The organism is Marinobacter maroccanus (assembly GCF_002933275.1).
Taxonomy (GTDB): Bacteria; Pseudomonadota; Gammaproteobacteria; order Pseudomonadales; family Oleiphilaceae; genus Marinobacter; species Marinobacter maroccanus.
On sequence record NZ_PSSX01000016.1, the window covers coordinates 19612 to 36595 of the forward strand.

Genomic DNA, 16984 nt, shown 5'->3' on the forward strand with positions numbered 1-16984 from the left:
GCATCCCGAAGAGGGTAGGGGTGATCGACGCATTGCGTTCAATTTTTAAACTACACCCTCCCGGTGCCCAGTGCCAATGTTCCCCACTCCCCTGACCAAAAGCGGCTAACAGTTCCGCCATAGTCCTCAAACAGTCTAATAACCCGCTGGTGTTCCCACCGAAAGGGCGCAGGATGGAGAGTGGAGCCCCAAGGGGCAAGGAGATGGCTATGACTCAGTTGCAGCAAGGAACGATAGATACCTTCAGGGGGCAGTTTGGTGGCCCTGTGTTCGAACCGACAGATGCGGGTTATCACGAGGCCCGCCAGATCTGGAATGCAATGATTGATCGGAAACCGGCGCTGATTGCCCAATGCCATTCAGCAGAGGATGTGGTGGCCGCGGTTAACTTCGGGCGGGATCAGTCGATGCTGGTCTCGATCAAGGGCGGTGGCCACAACATCGCGGGCAACGCCGTGTGCGACGACGGTTTGATGATCGATCTGTCGCAAATGAAGGACATAGAGGTGGATGTTGAAAACCGGCGAGCCTTCGTTGGGCCTGGTTGCACACTGGCGGACTTTGACGCGGCTGCACAAATGCATGGGCTGGCCACGCCGCTGGGGATCAATTCCACCACAGGCGTGGCAGGCCTGACCCTGGGCGGCGGCTTTGGTTGGCTCAGCCGGAAACATGGCATGACCGTTGATAACCTGATCTCTGCCGATATGGTGACCGCCAATGGCCGCCAGACTCGCGCCAGCGCTACAGAGAATCCGGACCTGTTCTGGGGCACTCGGGGTGGCGGAGGTAACTTCGGTGTTGTCACCCGGTTCGAGTTCCAGCTACATCCGGTGGGGCCAGAGCTGTTGAGCGGCTTGATGGTATTCCCCTTCGATCAGGCCCAGTCGGTGTTGACGCAGTTTGCACGTTTCACTGAAACCATGCCCGACGAGCTCAATGTGTGGCTGGTGATTCGGCATGCGCCTCCGTTGCCTTTCCTGCCTGAGTCGGTTCATGGTGAGCCGATTGTTGCCCTGGCGATTTGCTATGCGGGGAACCCGGAAGTGGGCGAGAAGCTGATCGCACCCTTACGTTCGTTCGGTGATGCGCACGGCGAGCATGTTGGTGTTCAGCCCTACGCCAACTGGCAGCAGGCGTTTGACCCGCTGCTGGCGGACGGAGCCCGGAATTACTGGAAGTCCCACAACTTTGTGAAGCTGACCGACGATGTGGTTCGAGTTGCGTTGGAGTTCGGGGAGAAGCTGCCGTCGCCCCACTGCGAGATTTTTATTGCCTCGATCGGCGGCCAGACCGGGCGGGTGGCGCATGACGCCATGGCCTATTCCAGTCGGGACGCAAATTACGTGATGAATGTTCATGGACGCTGGGAAACACCCGGGGAAGACGAGCATTGCCGCCAGTGGGCGCGCGCGTTCTTTGAGGCTGCCAAGCCCTATGCCAGTGGTGGCGCATATATCAATTTTCTTTCGCACGACGAGACGGAGCGGGTCGAGTTTGCCTACGGCGACGCCTACAAGCGATTAGTGGAGGTCAAACAGAAATATGACCCCGAGAATCTGTTCCGGGTGAATCAGAACATTCGGCCGGGCTAGAAGTCCTTAAGTGGCGAGGGGTGCTGTTATCGGGAGAGTCCTGAATCCACCGTGTGCAGATTCAGGCCGCCTCACGTTGCATCTATCATTGATTTGAGGTTATTACTCTTTAATCAGCTTTTCGAACCACGCCACACCGAAGCGCACCCCAAAACCCTGCAGGTCTGTGGGTATGTGGGCCAAACCGCCTTTATGGGTTCCGGAGGACGCCATATCGACGTGTATCCAACCGATGTCTTTTTCCACGAAACGCCCGAGCAGGCGCGCTGCGTATATATGATCGCCAGGGCCTGCGGTCCGGCATTGCAGGGTGTCGGCAACTTTTGACTCCAGGTCTTCGTCATAATCGTCTTCATACGGAAACGGCCAGACTCGCTCTCCGCAGCCTTCTCCGGCCTGGATTATGGGCTCTACCCAGTCACGGCGATTGGTTATGGCGCCGGCCATCCGTTGCCCCAGAGCGGCTACGACCGCACCCGTGAGGGTTGCATAGTCAATGATTGCCCGAGGTTTACTGCGGGATACCAGTGCCAGCGTATCGGAAAGCACCATTCTTCCCTCAGCATCGGTGTTTATCAGTTCAATGGTGGTGCCATCGAGGGCAGTGATGACATCGTTGCATTTCACGGCCCGGGACCCGATGTGGTTTTCAGCAAGCGCGAGCCAGCAATCTACCGGTTGAGACAGCTTGAGGCGGGTTATGGCCAGAAATGCGCCAAGCGCAACCGCGCTGCCCTGCATATCGCCGTGCATGCCGAGCATGCTGCCGCCGACCTTCAGGTTACTGCCGCCAGTGTCGAAACAGATGCCTTTGCCTACCAGGGCAAATGGCTTGTCGCCAGCGCCATTGGGGCGATATTTCAGGTGCAGTATGCCTGCGTCCCTCACAGGGCTTGCTTCGACTACGGAGAGGAATGCCCCGGCGCCAAGCTGTTCCAGTTCGTCCCGATCGTAAAAATGGGCCTCCCAGTCTTCCTTTTTTGCCAGTGACTCGGCCAAATCCCGATAAATGCCTGGGGTCAGATAGTTGCCTGGTAAATGGGTAAGCCACCGGGCCAGGTTGTTGCCTTCAGCCGTTGCTTCAACGTGTTTGAAGTCGGCATGTTTAAAGCCGGAGCCGTAAAAGTGGATGGTCTCAAGCGTTTTCGGCTTCTGAGGCGTGCCCGAAATGCGAGGCAGCTGGAACAGGCCTGCATGTACAGCCGCCAGCAGTGCCTCGCCCATAGCTCCAGCAGAAAGATCATCATTCAAGAAAGAAATGACGGTCAGTTCCGACGGGTGCTCGGCCAGTAACGGGCCAATCACTTTGCGGGCGAGTGTCAGGGCTTTAAAAGGTGTTGTAGCCTCGGAGACGGAGACCGCCGCGGCACGACCACCACCAGGTGTGGAGAAATGCACCGGGTTTTCGGTTTCCGGATACCTTGAGAGCGTTCGAGTGAGAAAATCACCCCAGGGTGTGGATGCGATAGCGCCGCGATCCCCGGTGGGAAGCAGAATGACAATGCCCGCTGTTGGTTCGAAATCCCAGGACGCGGGGGCGCCTTCCTCGCTTCGTATCAGTATCTCTTGTAACTCTGGCAGTTCAGGCGTCATAGGAATATTCCTTGCGAAGTTTTCGAACACTTGGGCGGAGTATAGCTAGTCTCCTGGTCTATAAGGGTCTAGATTAGTCAGTATGGAAACTATTTTCCGGGTTTGGCCGGGACACTCTGGTCTGATGCATCGGGTTGTAAGCAATGCCCTTTGCCTTGTAATGAATAAAAGGAGTTAACTTATGGCGATCACGCCAGAATCCAAAATGTCCCAGGACGTACTTGCCTGGCGGGACCCGGAGATGCCCTCGTCCAAAGGCACCGAAAAACCGAAAGATCCTGACAAGGGCTATATTGCCCTGCTTGGCTGGAGCGTTAATGCAATCAAGGCCGCACAGGACTTTGACCGTCGATACATTGTGGTGGCGCCAGACTGGGCGGCGGATTTTTGCACCGCCAACAATATTCCTTTCATTGCCTGGGATTTTGTTCGCCTGAACGATCGCTCGATGGAAATCGCTGAAAAGTTGAAAGCGGAGGGCGTGGATGTTGCTATTCCGTTGTTCGAAGAAACTGTTGAATGGTCCGGGGCGATCAATTCGGTTCTGCTCGACAATCCCCGCATGTATGGCCAATCCATTCTGTTCCGGGACAAGGCGCTGATGAAGCGTCGCGCCCAGCTTGGCGGGATACGGGTCGGGATCTTCGAAGAAGCCCACGAAAAAGACGACATCATTCGATTTATGAAGCGCGTCAACCAGACGTTGCTCAAGCTCGATGGTGACCCGGACGATCCTATTCACGTGAAGGCGTTCGATAAAGCCGGGTGCCTTGGTCACCGCATGATCCGGACATTGGAAGAAATCGATATGATTCCGGATGAGGAATACCCCCTGCTGATGGAGTCTCACCTGGATGGCTGGGAATTTGCGGTTGAGGCGTGGATCCACGATGGAAAAATCCAGTTCCTGAATATTTCGGAGTACGTCACCCTGGGTTATTCGGTATTTGTGCCCGCCACCAAGGAACTGGAAAGCTGGCGGAATGCGATCACCAAGCAGATCGAGTTGCTTATCAAAACATTCGATATTCAGTTTGGTCTGATTCATCCGGAATATTTCGTGACCAGCGACGGCACCATGTACTTTGGCGAGGTTGCCTACCGTCCGCCAGGGTTCAAGGCCTTCGAACTGATTGAGCGCGCTTATGGGTTCAATGCCTACCAGGCTTCCATGCTGGTGTTTGATCCCAAGAGCACCAAAGAAGAGGTCGAGGCCTTCTTTCCCCGCGAAGTGGTCGACGCCAAGGGCTATGCCGGTTGCTTTGGTGTGTACCCAAGGCGTCGAGTGGTCAGCAGGCTGGAAATGCCCAAAGAGTGCATTGACCATCCTTATTTTGAATCCCACGAGCTGGTGGCACCGGCGGAGGAGACCGTTCCGGATCGATCCGCTTTTGGCACCCACTGGGGACTTGTGTTCTTCTTCGGGGATGACCCCGTCAAGATGCGGGATTTGCTGAAAGCCCAGGAAGATCTGGACTTCTACGTTTAGAGACCAATCGGGTAACCGGTTGATCTCCAGCGCCTGTATTTATTGCCAAAGCCCCTCGGCCCCTGGCGGGGCTTTGGCCTTTGTGCTGCAGTTTTCGACCCTTCAGTCACGCAAAATCGTAGTCGCCGCCTTTCTCGAGAGCCTTCTGATAAGCCGGTCTGGCGTGAACCCGTTTCACCCAGCCGGTGATATGGGGGCGGTTTCTGCCGACGATACCTCTGGCTACCGAGGCCTCGAGAGGAAAGCTCATCTGAATATCCGCAGCGCTCAGTTTGTCACCCAGAAACCAGGTATTTTTCGCCAGGTGGCCTTCCAAAAAATCCAGATGGGTCTTGATCATCGGGCCGATGAAGATCTCATTGGTTTTGTCTGAAATGCCTTTGGCGACCGGTTTTATAAAGAACGGCATCGGGCTGGTTTTGACCTTTTCAAACACCAGGCGCATGACCAGCGGCGGCATCAGTGAACCCTCGGCATAGTGCAGCCAGTAGGTGTAGTCGAGCCAGGCCTGGCCGCCGCTCTCGGGCAGCATGGTGTCCTTGCCGTAGGTGTGGGCGAGGTATTCAATAATGGCGCCGGATTCGGCCACCACCAGATCTCCGTCGGTAATCACCGGAGATTTGCCCAGAGGATGTACTTTTTTGAGGCTTTCCGGCGCCAGCATGGTTTTGGGATCACGCTGGTAATGCTTGATCTCATAGGGTACACCCAGCTCTTCCAGCATCCAGAGAACGCGTTGTGAGCGGGAATTGTTGAGGTGGTGGACTGTAATCATGCGCAAGCTCCGTTCGCATTGAAAAATGATCGGGTGTGAAGAGTAGGCTTCAAAGAGCGTTTTGGTTCACCGCTGAAGGTGATTGTGTGGCTAATGCCGATTGCGCACCGCAAAGCCGTGGCGTTTGAGTTCCTTGAGAATCTCCGGCACCTTGAAGGGCATTAATGTCCCAGTTGTTTTCAGAAGACTGATGGCGAAGTGCATCCGCTTGTACCAGAGCACCTGACGAATCTTTTTCTTCATGGGGTGATAACCTTCCAGGTACAGCTCCTCAACACGGTCTGCGTTGTTGGTAAGGCTATAGCTGCTCAGATCCAGCGGCACGGCTATGTCGGCGCTCCTGAGTTGCTTGCGGGTGTTGAAATCGATGCCAATATTGATGGCGTTAGTGATGACATCGAAGGTGTTGTCCGGTTTCGGGTATCGGCTGACATGGCTGAGATCCACCGCCACAGTTATTCCGGCCCCCATTTTTGCCAATGGTGAAATCGGGACATTCTCAACCAGCCCGCCGTCCACCAGTGTTCGTCCATCGATCTCTACCGGTACAAACAGGCCAGGCACCGCCATGGACGCGCAAACAACATCCGCCAGGTTGCCTTCCCGGAAGATCAGCTGTTCGCCGGTTTCGATATCCGTTGTGCAGATGGCCAGGGGAATCTCGGCGTCTTCGATCCTGACATCCCCCAGGTCACGGTGGATCATCTCGCGAATGGCATTGGTGCTGAAAAGGCCGCCACGCTCGAAGGTAAAGTTGATGATTTTCGAGAGGTTCAGGGTCGAGCATATGGAAAGGATGGACTCCGCCGGGCGGCCGAAGGCGTAATAACTCGCGATGAGAGCGCCTGCGCTGGTGCCGGAAATACAGTGAATCCTGATTTGCTCTTCCTCGAAAGCCTTCAGAACGCCGATGTGGGCAATGCCTTTTGCCGCACCGCCCCCCAGTGCCAGGCCGATCCGGGTGTTAAAGGGGTTGAGTCTCATGGTTGTGGGCCTGTTGACGTGTTCGAGGAAGTAAAGTCTACCAGAGTAAGTAACGTATTTGATTCAGCGTGATGCGAACGAAGTTGGATGCGTGTTTACCGGGGGGCTTGGTCTGAGTTCCGGAGACAGGTTGGAAATTTTAATTCTTAGAGTTCAAAATATTGGCGTAGCACTTAAGGAGGCAAATTTTCCAACCGACTGCCGCATTTTGCAGTCATAGGAGTCCTCACATTGGGTGACGTCATTAAAGATGATTATCAGACCGACTACGTAGCAGGTCAGGATAATATCGAGAAGTTTGGATTTGATATCCACAACATCGTGTTTCCTCTAACCGCGTTCCTGATCGTTGCTTTTGTTGTCGGAACACTCATTTTTCCTTCGGGTGCAAAGGAATTGCTCGATAGCGCCAAGAATGGTGCGATCGCAGTCTTCGACTGGGGCTTTCTCCTCAGTGCAAACCTGTTTGTTCTCTTCTGCCTGGCACTGATTTTTATGCCAGTGGGCAAGATTCGGATTGGCGGGGTTGATGCCAGGCCTGAATTCTCCCTGTTGTCCTGGTTTGCCATGTTGTTTGCGGCAGGCATGGGGACAGGGCTGATGTTCTGGTCGGTTGCCGAGCCGGTTGCCTATTACACCGATTGGTATGGAACGCCTCTTGGCGTTGAGCCTAACACCGCAGAAGGTGCGCGCCTGGCGATGGGGGCAACCATGTACCACTGGGGCCTGCATCCCTGGGCGATTTACGCGATTGTCGGGCTCTCATTGTCTTTCTTTGCCTTTAACAAGGGCCTGCCGTTAACTATCCGCTCTGCCTTTTTCCCGATACTCGGGGATAAGGTCTGGGGTTGGCCGGGCAACGTGATCGATACCGTGGCTGTGCTGGCAACGATCTTTGGTCTTGCGACCTCGCTCGGCTTTGGTGCCCAACAGGCGGCATCGGGTATTTCCTACCTGTTCGATATTGAGGGGGGCCTGAATATTCAGGTGGGCGTCATTGCCGGCGTTACGGCCGTAGCCACCTTTTCTGTGATTCGAGGCATTCACGGCGGTGTCCGGATTTTGAGTAACGCCAATATGGTGATGGCAGGATTGCTGCTCCTGTTTGTCATCTTTGCCGGCCCCACGCTTGCCGTGTTCCAGTGGCTCTGGGATACATCGGTTTCCTATGCGTCCAATATGGTCGCGCTCAGTAACCCGTTCGGGCGCGAGGAAGACACCACCTGGTTCCATGGCTGGACCGTGTTTTATTGGGCCTGGTGGATCTCCTGGTCACCGTTCGTTGGTATGTTTATCGCGCGGGTTTCCCGCGGCCGCACAGTGCGTGAATTTGTCACTGCCGTGCTGATCATCCCGACCATTATCACTCTGTTCTGGATGAGTGCCTTCGGCGGCGGCGCGCTCCATCAGGTGCAGAACGATATTGGCGTGCTGGCGTCCGAGGGGCTGACCGATGTATCGCTGGCCATGTTCCAGGCACTCGAGAATATTTCACTGTCGGGGATCACTTCGTTTATCGGGATTACCCTGGTGCTGACCTTCTTCGTGACGTCATCGGATTCCGGCTCCCTGGTGATCGATAGCATCACCTCAGGTGGCAAGACCGACGCCCCGAAAGCCCAGCGCATCTTCTGGGCGGTCATTGAAGGTTCGATTGCCGGTGTGCTGCTGTTTGTGGGCGGAAAGGAAGCGCTGAGCGCCTTGCAGGCCGGCGCCCTGAGTGTTGGGCTGCCCTTTACGCTGGTGCTGTTGGTGATGATGTACAGCCTGTTCAAGGGCCTTCATCACGAACGCCGCTTGCTGATCGCGGAGGGTAAGATGTAAACGGCAGGCTGACCCCTGCAATTCCTCCTACGATGTCAAAGGCCCCTCACCGAGGGGCCTTTGTATTTTCCGGATTCTGTCCCCATATAAACAGAAAACAGACATAACAGGAGATCGGAAATGACAGCACCAACTCTGAAGGAACAACTGAACAACGCGGTAAAGGAGGCAATGCGGAACAAGGATAAAACCCGGCTTGTTACCCTGCGCATGGCCCAGTCTGCGGTTAAGCAGATCGAGATTGACGAACGCCGCGAGCTCAACGACGAGGACGTCCTGAAGGTGCTGGACAAGATGCTCAAACAGCGCCGCGACGCCGCGAGCCAGTATGATGACGCCGGTCGTGAAGAGCTGGGTGACAAAGAGCGTGCCGAAATGGTGATCATTGAAGAGTTCATGCCGGCTGCCCTCAACGAGGATGACCTGGATGGGTTGATCCGAATGGCCATCAGTTCAACCGACGCTCAGGGGATGCAGGACATGGGCAAAGTGATGAACGAGCTCAAGCCCCAGGTACTTGGTCGGGTTGAGATGGGGCACCTGAGCAAGAAGGTGAGGGCGGCGCTGTCTGGTTGATTTAGGATCTACCAATCGAGCCTGAGGCTGGCCAGCAGCGCCTCACCCAGGCTCAGATCCACCGTGCCCGTGTTCAGGTCCTCATACCGGACACGGGTATCCACGCTGGCGCCTACGCCAACAACCACTGTCGGCCAGGCTCCGCCTCCGTCGTGAAGCCGGTACGTCAGTTCTGTTCTCCACTCTTCTAAATAGAGCGCGCTTTGGATTTCCCTGGCCTTATCCAGCGTGGCCCAGCGATCTCCGTTTCGCTCCACTCGGAATTCCCATAGTTGCCCGGTGCTTTGCCATTGGATTAAAACCGGCAGGTCGAACAACCAGTGCCCACGTTCGTTGCTCTGTTGCCAGCGTACCCGGGGAAGCCATCGGAAAGAGCCAAAGCGATGGTCGCCGCCGATGCCGAGGCTGAGGTCGCTGGTCTCATCCAGGGCCCGGAACAGAGCGATCCGGCCGTTTACCATATCACTGTGGAAGTCCTGGTACTTGAACATGTTGGAGGTGCCGGCAATGCCGGCCCTCGCTTCCAGGCGGTAAAGCCGATGCTGCCATTCACCACCGAAGGTTAACCGATGCAGGTGCCCGTTATGGGCCGGGTCGCCGGTGCGGATCCGTAGTGGCTGGTAATCGTAATCGATACCGAAGGTGCTGACAGAGCCCTGGTTTTGCCAGCCGAGCCCTCGCTGCGAACGGGTCACCTCGTTGGTAGACGGCAGATTCTCTGGCCAATCGTATGGTTGCCATTGACGATAGAGCAGGTAAAAACTGTTTGAGGCCTGCACCGCGCATGGTAGCGCGAGGGACGCAAACAGAAACGGGGCCAGAACAGACAGCCGGAATCTGGCCAAAGTCCTGATTCGATACCAACGCCCTGTGCCCGCCATGCGTTGCCTCTTGCCAAGCCTGTGAATTGTGCGATCAATGCCCTACTATTTTAGCGTCAGATTCTTCAGACGCTGCGATTTTCAGGAGCCTATGTCCGACAAAGAACTACGCACCCGATCCGACAAACAGGCGATCGATCAGTTTATCAACGAGGTTCGCACCCTGCCTAAACAGGGCAGCGGGCAGGGCCGGCTGATTTTCGCGCTGGACGCCACCGCGAGCCGGGAGGCCACCTGGGATCAAGCCTGCCATCTGCAGAGCGAACTGTTTATGGCAACCCGGGATCTGGGTGGCCTTGCCATTCAGCTTTGCTACTACCGTGGCTTCGGTGAGTTCAAGGCTACAGGGTTCGTGACTGAGACCGGACAACTGCTGAACCTGATGAACGGCGTTTCCTGCCTCGGTGGCCGCACCCAGATCAGTCGGGTACTGGCCCATGCGGTCAAAGAAACCCGCGCAAAGCCCGTCAAGGCGGTGGTGTTTATCGGAGACTGCTGCGAGGAACCGGTAGACGAGCTTTGCCATACCGCCGGTGAACTGGGCATGCTGCGCACGCCGGTGTTTATGTTCCACGAGGGCAATGATGCCCATGCCAGGGGGGTCTTCCAGCAGGTGAGCAAGCTGTCTGGAGGCGCATATGCGCCCTTCGATCGTAACAGTCCTCAGGTTCTCAAGGATCTTATGGCGGCGGTTGCGGTCTATGCTTCCGGGGGCGCGAAAGCCCTGCAGGACTTTTCCAGCCGCAGTTCCCCGGAAGTGAAGCGCCTGACCAAGCAGATCCGGTAGCGCCGGTAGACATCCACTGAGGGGCCTGCAAGCCCGGAGTAACGGAGTGCCATTAACGATTGTTGTCATCGTTGTTGCGGTTGTTGCCTGGGTCTGGTTGCGTAGCCAGCCGGCCAGCCAGCGCAATGTTGCCATTGTCAAGCTTGCTCTATTAGCCGGTATCGGCGTCCTGGTGTTACTCGCTGCGACCGGCCGCCTGCATTTCCTGTTCGCAGGGCTGGCATTTCTTTATCCATTGTTGCGTCGATTGCTGCCCTCCCTGTTGCGCGGAGGGCTTGGTGGTATGGCCGGTGGTGCCAAGGCCAAATCTGGCAATCAATCGCACGTGTCCAGCGACATCCTGGAAATGACCCTGGACCACGATTCCGGAACCATGAGCGGCAAGATCCTGAAGGGGCCCATGGAGGGACGTGAGCTGACGGATCTGAGTGAGGCTGAGTTCCTTGAATTGCTTCGCTATTGCCGTGCGCAGGACGAGGACTCTGCCCGGCTTCTCGAAACCTACCTTGACCGCCGATTCGGTGATTCCTGGCGCGCCGATGATGAGGCCGGCTCTGGGGACGCCCATGCAGGCGGAAATGGCAGCGCCGGCGGCCCTCTGACTGAAAGCGAAGCTCTGGACATCCTGGGACTGGATCCCGGCGCAAGCAGGGATGAGATCATCAAGGCCCATAGGCGGATGATGCAGAAGCTGCATCCGGACCATGGTGGCAGCAATTATCTGGCGGCACGCATCAATGAGGCTAAGGAGTGCCTGTTGGGCTGACTTTCTCGGATGATGTGGCCTTCTGCTTTTGGGAAGCCGATTTCTTTCGAGGCAGTTGCCGCCGCTTCCGGGCTGCCGGGGTTGGCGGTGCCGGTTCGTTGCGCAAGTAGGCTCCCGGTGCGGGTTCGATCACGGGCAAATTGCCTTCTCCCGGAGTGCGGGCCTTCACTTCTCCGCCACCGAACTGTTCTGCCCAGGCTACCCAGTCGGGCCACCAGGAACCTTCGAACTGCTCGGCACCTTTCAGCCATGCCTCCGGGTTGGGTGGGTTGTCTTCGTTCAGGCGATAACCGTACTTCTTCTTCTCGGGCGGATTGATGATGCCAGCGATGTGTCCTGAGCCGCCAAGGACAAAGCGCAGTGGGCCGCCCAGGTTACTCGCGCCTTTGTAGCAGGAGACCCAGGGTGCGATGTGGTCCTCAATGGCGGATGCAAAGTAGCTTGGGACCTTCACCTTTCTCAAATCGATTGGCGTGCCGGCCAGGGTAATGCCACCGGGTTCACGCAGCCGGTTGTTCAGATACATATTGCGCAGGTAGAAACTGTGCATGGCTGCTGGCATGCGAGTGGCGTCCGAGTTCCAGTACAACAGGTCAAAGGGCGCCGTATCGCGGCCGAGAAGGTAATTGTTGACGAAAAACGACCATATCAGGCTGTTGGCCCGTAGCATGTTGAAGGCCGTTGCCATGGAGGCGCCTTCAAGATAGCCCTGTTTGTTCATGGCCTTCTCGATTTTGGCGATTGAGTCCTCGTCGATGAAGACAGCCAGATCTCCGACGTCCGAGAAATCCATCATGCTGTTGAGAAACGTCGCGCTTTTTACGCGGTCATCCCCGCGAGCGGCCAGCCAGGCCAGAGTGCAACCCAGCAGGGTGCCGCCGATGCAGTAGCCGACGGTGTTGATTTCTCGCTCACCCGTTGCCTGCTCAATGGCATCCATAGCGGCGACCGGACCTTCGAGCATGTAGTCTTCAAAGGTCTTGTGTGCCAGCTCTGGCCCGGGATTTACCCAGGAAACCACAAACACGGTGTGCCCCTGTTCCACCCAATAACGAATGAAGGACTTCTTTTCACCAAGATCTAGGATGTAGTACTTGTTGATCCAGGGCGGTATCACCAGCAAAGGCCGGCGATGGACGGTCTCGGTGGTCGGCCGGTACTGGATGAGTTGCATCAGATCGTTCTGGAACACCACGTCGCCGGGGGTGTTGGCAAGATTGTCTCCCACCTCGAAGGCGTCCGGATCGGACATGCGAAAAGGCATGGGGCCCTTGCCTTCGTCCAGATCGCGAAGCAGGTTGGCCAGGCCTCGCAGCAGGTTCTTCCCCCGTGTCTTGACGGTTGTGCGTAATACTTCCGGATTGCTCAGAATGAAGTTGCTTGGGGCGAGGGCATCGGTCATCTGGCTGGTGAAAAAGCGGACTTTCTGTCTATCGTGTTCGTCCATATCCCGGACATCGTCAATGGTGTCCATAACCCAGCGAGTTGACAGTAAGTAGGCCTGTTTGAGCGCGTTGAACGCTATGACGTCGTTCCAGGCCTGGTCACGGAAGCGGCCGTCGCCGGGCTCTGGCTCGGCTACGGTCAATGGTTTCTTGCCTATACCGTGGGCCAGCAGGCCAGACCAGAACAGGCTGGTGTCCTTTAGCAGTCGCATCTGCGCAAAGAGAAGCGTGTCCGGCTGGGTTGCAAGTTTGCCGGTCAGGGTGACAAAGGGTTTGGTCATGCTCCCCACGCTGGCCGGATTCGGCGGGCCACCGCGCAAACGGCGCATTATGGATCGCTTGAGCAGGTGACCACCATGGACACCCACTCGCGCCAGAGAGTGGCTTACCACATTGGGTTCGAAGTCAGGCGTTGATTGCTTTTTTATTGGTTTATCAGCCATTTTTTCGCCTTCTGCCTTTCACGTATTACATGTAAACGCCGCCGTTAACGTTGATTTGCTGGCCGGTGATGTAATCCCCCTCTGCGGCCAGGAAAACCACGGCGCGGGCAATTTCCTCCGGTTTGCCAAAACGCCCCATCGGAACCCGGGCAATGATCTGTTCGCGGATGTTCTCGGGGACCTGGGCCAGCATTTCGGTTTCTGTGAAGCCCGGGGCAATGGCGTTGACAGTAATGTTGTACTTGGCCATTTCCAGTGCCAGGGTCTTGGTAAACGCGATAATGCCACCCTTGCTGGCCGCGTAGTTGGCTTGCCCGAAGTTGCCGGCCTGCCCGACAAAAGATGTGATGTTGATGATGCGACCGTATTTCTGGTCCATCATGATCTTCAATACTTCGGAGCAGGTGGCGTAGACGCTACCGAGGTTGGTATCGAGGACGTCGTTCCAATCGTCGTCGGTAAGCTTTTTCATGGATTTGTCTTTGGTGATGCCGGCGTTGTTCACCAGAATGTCTATGCGGCCCCACTGATCCTGGACCTGACGGACCAGGCTGCGTGCTTCCGGCATTTTGGACAGGTCTGCTTTGAAGGAAAGTGCCCGGACGCCAGTTGCCTCAATTTCCCTGGCAACTTCTTCGCCTTCGGACTGGCGGGAGCGGTAGTTGATGGCGACGTCGGCGCCGCGTTGCGCAAGTTGCAGTGCGATGTGACGACCGATGCCGCGTGAGGCACCGGTTACCAGGGCGACCTTGCCCTTGAGATCCTGCATGAAATCCTCCCTGGAGCGGTAGTCCGCTCTGATTGTTATTCCTTATTATTGATCACCTCATTCAAGCTAGCAGAGCACCTGAATCGCGACAAGAAAATGTGACGCCTGTCACGCGTTGCGAATGAATGTCTTTAGCCGGGGCGCAATGGATTCGCGCCATTTACTGCCATTGAAGACACCATAATGGCCAGCATCCTTTTGCAGATGGTGTAGGCGTCTGGCGTCCGGGATATTCACGCACAGGTCATGGGCGGCCCGGGTCTGTCCGGGGCTGGAAATGTCGTCCTTTTCACCTTCAATCGTCATCAGTGCTGTTTTGTCGATAGCGGCCGGGTTCACTTTTCGGTCGCGATGCATAAAGCAACCCTGGGCAAGGTGAAACTCCTGGAAGACCCGCTGGATCGTGTCCAGGTAATAGGTGGCCGGCAGATCCATGACGGCGAGGTATTCGTCGTAGAATTCCCGATGACGTCTGATCTTCTCGACTTCCCTGTCACGCATGGACTTGAAAAGGCCCCGGTAGGCGTCAACGTGGCGGTCGAAGTTCATGTTCACGAATCCGGTCAGTTGCAGAAATCCGGGATACACTTTCCGCATGGCCCCCGGGTAAGGCGCCGGTACCGGGTGAACCAGGTTGCGCCGAAACCAGGCCAGATTATGTTTGGTGGCCAGCTCGCACGGTGCGGTGGGGGCAATACGGCCGTCTACAGGGCCGCTCATGAGAGCCAGTGAGCGCGGTGTTGCCGGGTTTTTATCTTCGGCCATGATCGCAGTGGCTGCGAGCACAGGCACGACGGGTTGGCAAACCGCCAGTACATGGGTGTCTGGCCCAAGCTGTTCAATAAAATCGATAACGTAGTCGATATAATCGTCCAGCCCGAAGTCGCCAGCCGACAAGGGCACCCGGCAGGCATCGCGCCAGTCGGTGATGTAGACGTCGTGGTCTGGCAGCATTTCCTTGACGGTGCCGCGCAGCAGCGAGGCAAAGTGCCCGGATAAGGGCGCAACGATCAGGAGTTTCGGGTCATCGGGCCGCGATACACCGCGCTGGAAATGCTTGAGCTGGGCAAAGGGTTTTCGCTGGAGAATGACTTCACTGACGTCCACCTGCTCACCGTCGCACACCGTTGAGTGCAGATTGAAAGCTGGTTTGGGGTAGCGCCGGGTTAAATCGCCAAATACGCCATAGGCGGAGGCAATACTGCGAGCGCCCGGCAAGCGGGACAGGGGGCTGAGAGGATGCCTGAGCAATTTACTCTGTGTGTCTGTCATCATGCGCAAGGGCATCAGCGCAGCGCGGCTCATTTCATGGGCAAAATACATCATGACACTGTCCTGCTTGAGTTATGAAGGCCGGAAGTCAACGCAAAACTCAATAGCCATCGATTTCCGCGCTCGATCTTTGATACCCGATGCTGATAGAGATCCGGGCGAAACAGGTACACTCTCCCGAAAAGGTTGAAGATGTTCTTCTCGCAGATGAATTCGCCACCTGCCTTGGGCCTGGCCAGAACACAATTGAGTTTGTAAAGCCGGCCCTCGGAAACCATATCCACGTGCGGCCCTACCTTATGGCCCTCTGGATACCGGACCAGGTATATATTCAGGCGTCGCGAATGAAAGAGAATGCGGGTTTTTACTTTTGCAGGCATGGTAATGGCATACGCTCTTGCAGAATCACTAGCAGCAGTTTGCGCGTTCTTCGGACCGTTGGTCAATTATGGCCGGAAACTCGCTCGCACCAGGATGAAGGCTTGAATAGATGACCAGAGCATCAGGCGCCCGCAAGCTCTTGCGATGGTTTTCGCTGCTATGTGGTGGCGCTATCGTACTGATCCTGTTGATCGTTCTGATGTTGCGGTTTGTGAATCCACCCACGTCGGCCTTCATGCTGGGCTATCAGCTTCAAAGCACGGGCAAATCCCTCGCTCAGGAATGGGTGCCCATGCGCGAGATCTCTCCCTGGATGCCGCTGGCGGTGGTTGCCAGCGAGGATTAGCGCTTCCCGCATCATGTGGGCGTGGATTTTGAAGCCATTCGCCAGGCTTTGTCCGAATACAGGGCGGGTGAGGGGCTTCGAGGGGCGAGCACCATCACCCAGCAAACGGCCAAGAACCTCTTTCTCTGGAACGGGCGTAGTTTTATCCGCAAGGCCATTGAGGCGGGTTTGGCGCTTGTTATAGACGGCCTCTGGCCAAAGCAGCGGGTGCTGGAAGTCTATCTGAACATTGCGGAGTTTGGTCCCGGTATTTATGGAGTTGAAGCCGCCAGCCAGGCCTATTTCGGCAAGCCTGCCCGTCACCTCACTGAGTACCAGGCCGCTCTGCTCGCGGCCGTGCTCCCGAATCCGAACGTTTTGCGTGTCAACCCGCCATCCTCGTATGTGTTGGAGCGAGTGGTCTGGATTCGGGGCCAGATTGCACAGCTTGGTGCTGGATATCTGAGAGATCTCGAGTCTGGCAGATGAGCAGATTTATTGGCGTGACCATTGGCTTTGACTCGTTGATACTGGGCGAACTCAATACCACTTCTCTTCTCAAGGATCGCAACAATGGCTCTTTTCCCTGACGACAATGGCGAAAACGACCTGTTTATGTCACGAACCGACCCGGAAAACCCTCTGGGTACCCATGCCCCCTACAGTTTCGAGTTGGAAGGCAAAGTCTGGCCAACCGTGGAACACTATTTCCAGGGCATGAAGTTCACCGACGACAACCGCCAGGAAAAGGTGCGCAAGGCCGATACGCCCGGCAAGGCCGGAAAGCTCGGACGCAAGCGCTACAAGAGCCTGCGGCGGGATTGGAAGCAGGTGCGCGAAACCGTTATGACGCGGGGGATCTACGTGCGCTGCCGCACCCACCCCGAGCTGGCGGAAGCTCTGCTGGATACCGGTGACACAAAAATCGTTGAAAACAGCAATTTCGATTATTTCTGGGGCTGTGGTCGGGATCGGAGGGGCGAAAACCGTTATGGGAAGGTGTTGATGAATGTGAGGGCAAAACTGCGGGAGGAGCAGGCAGCGCAGAGTTAATTGTTAACAAGGCACTGAACCTGCTG

Annotated in this window: 15 protein-coding genes and 1 pseudogene; 8 read left to right on the forward strand and 8 right to left on the reverse strand. The window is 56.3% G+C overall.

The window, feature by feature from the left end; translation table 11 throughout:
• Positions 1 to 209 precede the first annotated feature (209 nt).
• Complete coding sequence (locus KEHDKFFH_RS15470) at positions 210 to 1595, forward strand: FAD-binding oxidoreductase (protein ID WP_104322742.1); 1386 nt, start codon at positions 210 to 212, stop codon at positions 1593 to 1595.
• A gap of 102 nt (positions 1596 to 1697) precedes the next feature.
• On the opposite strand, the gene KEHDKFFH_RS15475 is transcribed toward KEHDKFFH_RS15470, so the two are convergent.
• Complete coding sequence (locus tag KEHDKFFH_RS15475; protein ID WP_104322743.1) at positions 1698 to 3188, reverse strand: M17 family metallopeptidase; 1491 nt, start codon at positions 3186 to 3188, stop codon at positions 1698 to 1700.
• A 181-nt stretch (positions 3189 to 3369) separates the two neighbouring features.
• Between KEHDKFFH_RS15475 and KEHDKFFH_RS15480 the strand changes: the two genes are divergently transcribed.
• On the forward strand, positions 3370 to 4677 hold the full coding sequence (locus KEHDKFFH_RS15480) for a carboxylate--amine ligase (RefSeq protein ID WP_104322744.1): 1308 nt from the start codon (positions 3370 to 3372) through the stop codon (positions 4675 to 4677).
• A gap of 106 nt (positions 4678 to 4783) precedes the next feature.
• Here the strand turns inward: KEHDKFFH_RS15480 and KEHDKFFH_RS15485 are convergent, their stop codons facing one another.
• A complete protein-coding gene (locus KEHDKFFH_RS15485) occupies positions 4784 to 5452 on the reverse strand; it encodes a glutathione S-transferase family protein (RefSeq protein ID WP_104322745.1) in 669 nt (222 codons plus the stop codon).
• Positions 5453 to 5542: 90 nt separating this feature from the next.
• Positions 5543 to 6436, reverse strand: coding sequence for a patatin-like phospholipase family protein (locus KEHDKFFH_RS15490; RefSeq protein WP_104322746.1), 894 nt, complete (start codon positions 6434 to 6436; stop codon positions 5543 to 5545).
• A 231-nt stretch (positions 6437 to 6667) separates the two neighbouring features.
• On the opposite strand from KEHDKFFH_RS15490, the gene KEHDKFFH_RS15495 reads away from it, so the two are divergent.
• Positions 6668 to 8260, forward strand: a complete 1593-nt coding sequence (locus KEHDKFFH_RS15495; protein WP_104322747.1) for a BCCT family transporter — start codon at positions 6668 to 6670, stop codon at positions 8258 to 8260.
• 120 nt (positions 8261 to 8380) lie between these two features.
• A complete protein-coding gene (locus KEHDKFFH_RS15500) occupies positions 8381 to 8836 on the forward strand; it encodes a GatB/YqeY domain-containing protein (RefSeq protein ID WP_104322748.1) in 456 nt (151 codons plus the stop codon).
• An 8-nt stretch (positions 8837 to 8844) separates the two neighbouring features.
• On the opposite strand, the gene KEHDKFFH_RS15505 is transcribed toward KEHDKFFH_RS15500, so the two are convergent.
• Positions 8845 to 9717 (reverse strand): hypothetical protein, encoded by an 873-nt coding sequence (locus KEHDKFFH_RS15505; RefSeq protein WP_104322749.1) that lies wholly within the window; start codon positions 9715 to 9717, stop codon positions 8845 to 8847.
• A gap of 91 nt (positions 9718 to 9808) precedes the next feature.
• On the opposite strand from KEHDKFFH_RS15505, the gene KEHDKFFH_RS15510 reads away from it, so the two are divergent.
• The gene (locus KEHDKFFH_RS15510) at positions 9809 to 10504 is read left to right on the forward strand and encodes a hypothetical protein (protein ID WP_104322750.1); all 696 of its coding nucleotides are present in this window, start codon (positions 9809 to 9811) and stop codon (positions 10502 to 10504) included.
• 283 nt (positions 10505 to 10787) lie between these two features.
• Positions 10788 to 11270, forward strand: coding sequence for a DnaJ domain-containing protein (locus KEHDKFFH_RS15515; protein ID WP_422385698.1), 483 nt, complete (start codon positions 10788 to 10790; stop codon positions 11268 to 11270).
• Here the strand turns inward: KEHDKFFH_RS15515 and KEHDKFFH_RS15520 are convergent.
• The 4 genes from KEHDKFFH_RS15520 to KEHDKFFH_RS15535 form a co-directional block, all read right to left on the reverse strand.
• Complete coding sequence (locus tag KEHDKFFH_RS15520) at positions 11248 to 13158, reverse strand: PHA/PHB synthase family protein (protein ID WP_104322752.1); 1911 nt, start codon at positions 13156 to 13158, stop codon at positions 11248 to 11250. The genes KEHDKFFH_RS15515 and KEHDKFFH_RS15520 overlap by 23 nt on opposite strands.
• A gap of 25 nt (positions 13159 to 13183) precedes the next feature.
• The gene (gene fabG / locus KEHDKFFH_RS15525) at positions 13184 to 13927 is read right to left on the reverse strand and encodes a 3-oxoacyl-[acyl-carrier-protein] reductase (RefSeq protein ID WP_064227784.1); all 744 of its coding nucleotides are present in this window, start codon (positions 13925 to 13927) and stop codon (positions 13184 to 13186) included.
• Positions 13928 to 14035: 108 nt separating this feature from the next.
• A complete protein-coding gene (locus KEHDKFFH_RS15530; RefSeq protein WP_104322753.1) occupies positions 14036 to 15253 on the reverse strand; it encodes a polyhydroxyalkanoate depolymerase in 1218 nt (405 codons plus the stop codon).
• A complete protein-coding gene (locus KEHDKFFH_RS15535) occupies positions 15250 to 15579 on the reverse strand; it encodes a 2OG-Fe(II) oxygenase (RefSeq protein ID WP_104322754.1) in 330 nt (109 codons plus the stop codon). The genes KEHDKFFH_RS15530 and KEHDKFFH_RS15535 overlap by 4 nt, the downstream gene beginning before the upstream one ends.
• Before the next feature lie 110 nt (positions 15580 to 15689).
• On the opposite strand from KEHDKFFH_RS15535, the pseudogene mtgA reads away from it, so the two are divergent.
• Together mtgA and KEHDKFFH_RS15545 are read left to right on the forward strand one after the other, a co-directional pair.
• Positions 15690 to 16394: pseudogene (gene mtgA, locus KEHDKFFH_RS15540) on the forward strand (monofunctional biosynthetic peptidoglycan transglycosylase).
• A gap of 84 nt (positions 16395 to 16478) precedes the next feature.
• Positions 16479 to 16958, forward strand: a complete 480-nt coding sequence (locus KEHDKFFH_RS15545; RefSeq protein ID WP_104322755.1) for an NADAR family protein — start codon at positions 16479 to 16481, stop codon at positions 16956 to 16958.
• Positions 16959 to 16984: the final 26 nt, after the last annotated feature.